Genomic DNA, 6,562 nt, shown 5'->3' with positions numbered 1-6,562 from the left:
TTTTTAAGCTTAAAAAAAGAAAACAGGTTGTATTTCGTTTATATATAATAACAAATATTTAAAACTTAAATTAGTTTTTCCTCCAAATAGACCCCCATCTCTTTAGCTTCTGCAATAATCATTTGACTAACTTTCATTTTAGATTCAATAATCACATCAGACAATTTAGACTTGATTCGTAACTCTAATGGATGTTTTCCTCGGTGTTTTTGTGCCAGACAATATAGCTCCTCAATTACACTAACATCAGGCATCAGATTAATAGCCAAAGAGAGTGTTGGTAAAATCTCTTCTGGAACATATTTAACCTCTTTTTTTACTTTTATTTTCTCTTTTTTGGCATCTTTGAGCGACTCAATTTTCAAGATATTCATTCGAGTAAAATCACCATCTTTGGTAATCCTCACCTTAAAAGCTATAGGTTTGTCTAGGTTAAAATCCTCATCCAACTCTTTGAGACGATTCTCAAAAAGCATCAACTCAATATTCCCATGCAGATCCATAATATTAGCAATACCAAACTTATTCCCTTTTTTAGAGATTCGAGTAGTAATATCCTCTATCTTACCAATAAGCAGAGCCTGTGAACCATCAGCCAAATCCTCTATCTCAGAACTAAGTGTATAATTTATCTCATCTAACTGCTCTCTATACTTATCTAGTGGGTGACCTGATACATAGAAACCTAATGACTCTTTTTCTATAGCTAAAATATCTAATAAATCATATTCAGGCATAGGTTTAATATCTACAGACAATGATGTAATTTCATCATTATCATCCCCCCAAAGTGTTGGTCTTTTTTCAGCTTCTTTCTTTACTTTAGTTGCTTGTCCAGCTATTTCACTAATAGTTTCTACTTGGCTTATTAAAGCATGTCGTGAGTGACCAAAATCATCAAATGCTCCTGATTTTGCAAGTGATTCAATAACTCGTTTATTTACTTTTGAAGCATCTATGCGTGAAACAAAATCATTTATATCTTTAAAATCACCACCTTTATCACGGGTGGCAATAATAGAATTAATTGCTACATCTCCAGCACCTTTTAATGCACCCATACCAAAAAATACAACTTTTTTCCCATCTATCTCATCAGCTTGAAACACTAGTAGTGAACGGTTGATGTTTGGTGGACGAAGCTCTATATTAAGACTCTTAAGTTCATCTACATATTTAACAACTTTATCTGTGTTGTTTTTCTCTAGTGTCAAAATCGCAGCCATAAACTCCGTAGGATAATAGTGCTTTAAAAAAGAAGTATAAAAAGTAATCATAGCATAAGCAGCCGAGTGAGATTTGTTAAAACCATACCCAGCAAACTTTACAATCAGGTCAAATAGCTCTTCTGATTTTCTTCTATCAAAACCTTTTTCACTAGCCCCATCTGCAAACTGTGCCTTGAGCTTGTCCATCTCCTCTTTAATCTTCTTACCCATAGCCCTACGAACCAAGTCAGCCCCACCAAGGCTAAATCCACCAATAGTCTGCACAATCTGCATAACTTGCTCTTGATAAACAATAACTCCATATGTAGGCTTTAATATAGGTTCAAGCTCTGGAAAACTATAAGTAATCTCTGCCCGTCCATGTTTTCTCTCCACAAAGTCATCAAGCATCCCAGACTCCATAGGTCCAGGACGATAGAGTGCCAACATCGCAATAATATCTTCAAATCCATCAGGCTTAAGTTTCTTTGCCAAATCCTGCATACCTGCTGACTCTATCTGAAAGAGTCCAAGAGTATCACCTGATGAGATATACTCATATACCTCTTTGTCATTTACATCCTCTTTGGTAAAGTCAATCCTCTTTCCATGTCGAATCTCAACAAGTTTGAGTGCTTCCTCGATTACAGTAAGTGTCTTCAGTCCCAAAAAGTCAAATTTGATAAGGTCAACATCCTCTACATATTTACCATTGTATTGAGTAGCTATTGTATTTTGCCCTGTTGGTTTAAATAGAGGTGTCTTTTTCCACAGTGGCTCATTGGAGATAACAACCCCTGCGGCGTGAGTACCTGCATTTCGGTTTAGACCCTCTAGTGCCAAGGCATAAGTCCATGTTCGTTTTGCCAGTGGATTGGTCTCACATAGCTCTTTAATCTTTGGCTCTTTTGCATAAGAGTCAGTCAAATTTATCCCCAACTCATCAGGAATCAGCTTTGCCATTGCATCTGCTTGAGAGTATGGCATATCAAGAACCCTTGCTACATCACGAATTACCCCTTTTGCCTGTAGTTTACCAAAAGTAATAATCTGTGCCACATTCACTCGTCCATATTTATCTATAACATAATCGAGTATCTCTTGCCGTCTCGCTTGACAGAAATCCATATCAATATCTGGCATGGAAACTCTCTCAGGGTTCAAGAATCGCTCAAACAGTAGTCCGTAGGGCATAGGGTCAATATCGGTGATTTCCAGTGAGTAGGCGACAAGGGAACCTGCGGCGGAATTGTGTACTATATAGTTTGAAGTTGTATAGGAGTGGTCATTCTCTACTGTAAAATCATAAACTTTTGTTTTCTCTTTTTTCTGTTCCTCTACTTTTCTAACTTTTAATTTTATAAACTCTTTTTCTATTTTATATATATTTTGTCGCTGTTTTGGAATGTTATATATTGAGCCATTAGAAGGTATATTTATAGTATATGTAGTATTGCCCTCTTTTAATTGAATAGATGTCATGACTCTTTTATCTTCTCGAACTGTTGAAGGAATGCCTAGTTGAAAAAGAAGTTTTCGTGTCTGCATAGCAAGTGTTTTAGATACAGTTGTAGTTTTGATTCTATCATTTGTCGTATATCCATCAGCAGATATGTAACCATCTAACACCTCTAAAATCTCCTGTTTAGGCAGACTAAATACAAAATTAGGAATATATTTTGAGTTTGATTCAAATCTATAATCACTAAAAGTTTTTGCAAAAAAGGCATGTAGAAATTTATCATGTATGTTTATATCTATAATGGATTTAGTTTTTAGCAAAGAGTAATCATAACCATTCTCTTCTATAAAAGCCAATGTCTCATCTATACCTTTTTTATCATTTTTATGAAATACCACAGAGACACATTTTCTCTCCATATCTTTTCTGATATGACCATCACCTATCCACCTACCAAGATATTTTCTAAAATAATAACTATTTTTTAGATACCTTTTTACTTTTCTTCGGTTTAGTTCATTAATATAAGTGACCCAATCATCGGTTGAACTAAATTTTTGGAAAATATACTCTTCTATATCTCTAATCGTTTCATCTTTGATATTAACATTTTTACCAACTAGATAGTTATAATATTTTTTGATAGTTGCTTTTGTTTTAGGAATTTTTTGTGATAAGTCTTTAATACTAAAATCATTCTGTCTGTTTTGAGAGTAGGTGTAGATTAGATAATCATTCTCCTCTCTATAGTCAATATTGCAAAACTTTAACAGGTCAAACTCTTGAATTTTTTTAATACGATATTGAGGTATAGGTACAACAAGCCAATCCTTAGTAGTTATATCCTTTGCCTCCTTCCACTCATTATCTCCAATATATATCTTATGGTCTTTGGTAAGTGTAATATTGTTTAGAAAATCACCATAAAATGTAGAGATAGTTAATAGCTCCTCCTCTATCTCATACTCAAAACACTCTGTAACTTTTTGAGGTCTGTTATTGTGACTTAAGACTAAATCTCCTACCTTTACTTTATCAATATTAACAGTTTCTATTTTATCTTTATTTAGAGTATAAACCAAAGCATCTTTTGTCAAACAACCTCTCCCTGGCCCCACAGGAATATCCATCTGTTTAGCTGCATCCACAAACTCCCAAACGATAAGCATATAACCAGGGAATTTCATATTGTTAATAATATCCATCTCCACTTGAAGCCTATCTCTATACTCCTCATGCTTCTCTTTGGGAACTATCTCTAATCGTTTTTCAAGACCCTTTTGGCACAAGTGATTAAACAGAACAATATCTGATTCAAGCGAATACTCAATCTCATCAGGAAGAGTTATTCCCTCCTCTTTTGCTACCTGTTGGGTAAATTTAAAGTTAGGTGGAGTCGGATTACCTAGCTTTATCTCCAAGTTGCACTTATCAGCTATCTCTTGTGTATTAGTTACAGCTTCAGGAATATCGGCAAAAAGTTGTGCCATCTGTTCAGGTGACTTTACATAAAACTCATGCACCGAGTGACGCAGACGGTTTGGGTCATCATAGAGTTTGTTCATCGCGATACACATAAACGCCTCATGTGCATCTGCATCTTTTTGTAGTGTATAGTGCGTATCATTGGTAGCGATAATCTTGATGCCTGTCTCTTGTGAGAGTTGAATAATCTGCTTGTCTATATCGTACTGATGGTCAATCCCATGACGCATCATCTCCATATAGAAGTCATCCCCAAAAACCTCTTTGTAACGCAAGGCAACTGCTTTTGCCTCCTCATACCCTTTGGCTCCATTTTTCAGATTTTTATCAGATAGATTCAAGTTCCAATTTATCTCCCCTTGCAGACAAGCAGAAGAGCAGACAAGCCCTTCGGAGTTGTTTTTTAGCAAATCCCAATTGATTCGTGGGTAGTAGTAGAACCCCTTGATATAAGCCTGTGAGCTAAGAAACATCAAGTTTTTATAACCTATCTCATTTTTGGCATAGAGACAAAGGTGAAAGCGTTTACGCGTACTCTTATCGCCAATCTCCTCTTCATTATGAATATAAGCCTCCATCCCAATTATGGGTTTAATCCCCTCTTTACGCATGGTATTATAGAAATCAATAGCCCCAAACATATTGCCGTGGTCGGTCATGGCAACCGAGTTCATGCCTAGCTCTTTTATCTTTTTGGCTAGGACTTTTATCTTATTTGCACCATCTAGCATAGAGTATTCGGTGTGTAGGTGTAGGTGGGTGAATTTTGGTTTATCTGACATATAAATAGTTACCTTTTTAGCATATACTGTTTGCCAATATAACATTTTTTTTGTTTGAAAATAATGAGACTATTAATAGCCCTAAAGATTATGAGAATTATGGGGATGGTAAGTCTGAATAGCAATTAGACCTACACCTCTTAATAGACGGTGTAAGAACCTATGCATTTCAATCGTAGGGTGCAATTTATTGCACCAAATATAAAATTGATAGATAAAAAAGAGGTGCAATAAATTGACACCCTACAGTTCTTACACAGTAATCTCTTCTTTTACGGCACTAGGATTTAACACTCTAGGAGATTTCAAAGACTCAATCTCCTCTCTGTGCCTCTTCTCATCAAACTTTTTGCCAAGATGTTTACAGATTTCTATAGTGTCCTGCATAGCAATAGATAGAGAACTCGTCGCCCCTGGGCTTGGTGTCATATTGAATATAATCCCATCCTCTTCAAGCTTTGCTTCACCCAACAGCAACTCATGATTTTTCTTGTCAACAATCTGTGGACGCATTCCACCATATCCATCAGCATACTCAATATCACTCGCTTTTAGTGATGGTATGACCTTTTGTGCATCATGGACAAAAACCTCTTTGCCTATTAGTGGTAACTCCTCTAACATATTTCGAAGAATATACTTACGGATAGTAGAGTCTCTAAATAGATTGAGATAGACCTCTGTAGCATCTTTGTCAATATTGAGTGCATGAACAAGGTCTCTGATATGTAGCTCGTGGTATCGCTCTAGTTTTGGCAGTGCAAATGCTGTTGGTCCAAATCTTGTGTTCCAGTTTTGTGTCATATCAGGGTCTGCGTGAATCGCGGCAAATGGTAGCTTTGGATTCTGCATAGTATAGACTTTTCTATCTAATAGCTTCTCTTTGGTAAAGAAGAAACTACCACCAATTGGCAAGATAGCGAGGTCTTTTCCATAGCCCATATCTTGTGCAAAGAGTAGAGAGTAAGAACCAGCATTTACAACTACGCTTTTGGCTTGGAATGAGGTTGTATCTGTTGTAATAGTATAGCTATTGTCACTATTTCTCTCTATCTTTGTCACCTCTTCATTGTAACGCATCTGTATGTTTTTGTCTGTATCAAGGGCTTGTTGAGCAAAACTTTCACTTAGCTTTTTGAAATCAACTGTTGTAATCTGTCCAGTTGCACCCATCGCCAAGATTGGCTCTTTTCGCCCCTTCAAGAGTTTTGGTTCAAGTTTTTGTAGCTTCTTCTCATCCCAAAGTTCAAGATATGGATAGAGAGTTTTAAACTCCTCATATCTCTCTTTTAGTTGCTCTATCTCATCTTCTCCAACAGCTAGTACCATCTTGTCACGAATAAAACCGATTTTGTTAACCTCACCAAAATTGTGAATATAGTTACTCACCATAGATGAAGCTCTTTTTACTATTTGTGCTTTTTCATAAGTATAGTTGGTTTCAATATCTCCCACATGAAGTGTTTGTGAGTTTGCCTTTGGGTTTGAGTTGAGTTGACTCACCTCATCATACTTCTCAAAGAGAATGATATTATTTATGTCGGTATATTTTGCCAAAGTAAAGAGCAGAGAAGTCCCTGCCACACCACCACCTACAATTGCTGTATCAAAAATTTTATTAATTA

2 protein-coding genes are annotated in these 6,562 nt (G+C 36.0%); both read right to left on the bottom strand.

All coding sequences use genetic code 11. The features are described 5' to 3' along the window. Positions 1-65: 65 nt before the first annotated feature. The gene (dnaE, locus tag GSY74_RS08935) at positions 66-4,937 is read right to left on the bottom strand and encodes a DNA polymerase III subunit alpha (RefSeq protein WP_164664761.1); all 4,872 of its coding nucleotides are present in this window, start codon (positions 4,935-4,937) and stop codon (positions 66-68) included. Between the two features lie 252 nt (positions 4,938-5,189). Beyond that, on the bottom strand, positions 5,190-6,560 hold the full coding sequence (locus GSY74_RS08930; protein WP_164664760.1) for an FAD-dependent oxidoreductase: 1,371 nt from the start codon (positions 6,558-6,560) through the stop codon (positions 5,190-5,192). Between the last annotated feature and the right edge of the window lie 2 nt (positions 6,561-6,562).

Source organism: Sulfurovum sp. bin170, from assembly GCF_010892395.1.
Taxonomy (GTDB): domain Bacteria; phylum Campylobacterota; class Campylobacteria; order Campylobacterales; family Sulfurovaceae; genus UBA1140.
This window is presented reverse-complemented; position numbering and strand designations above follow the sequence as displayed.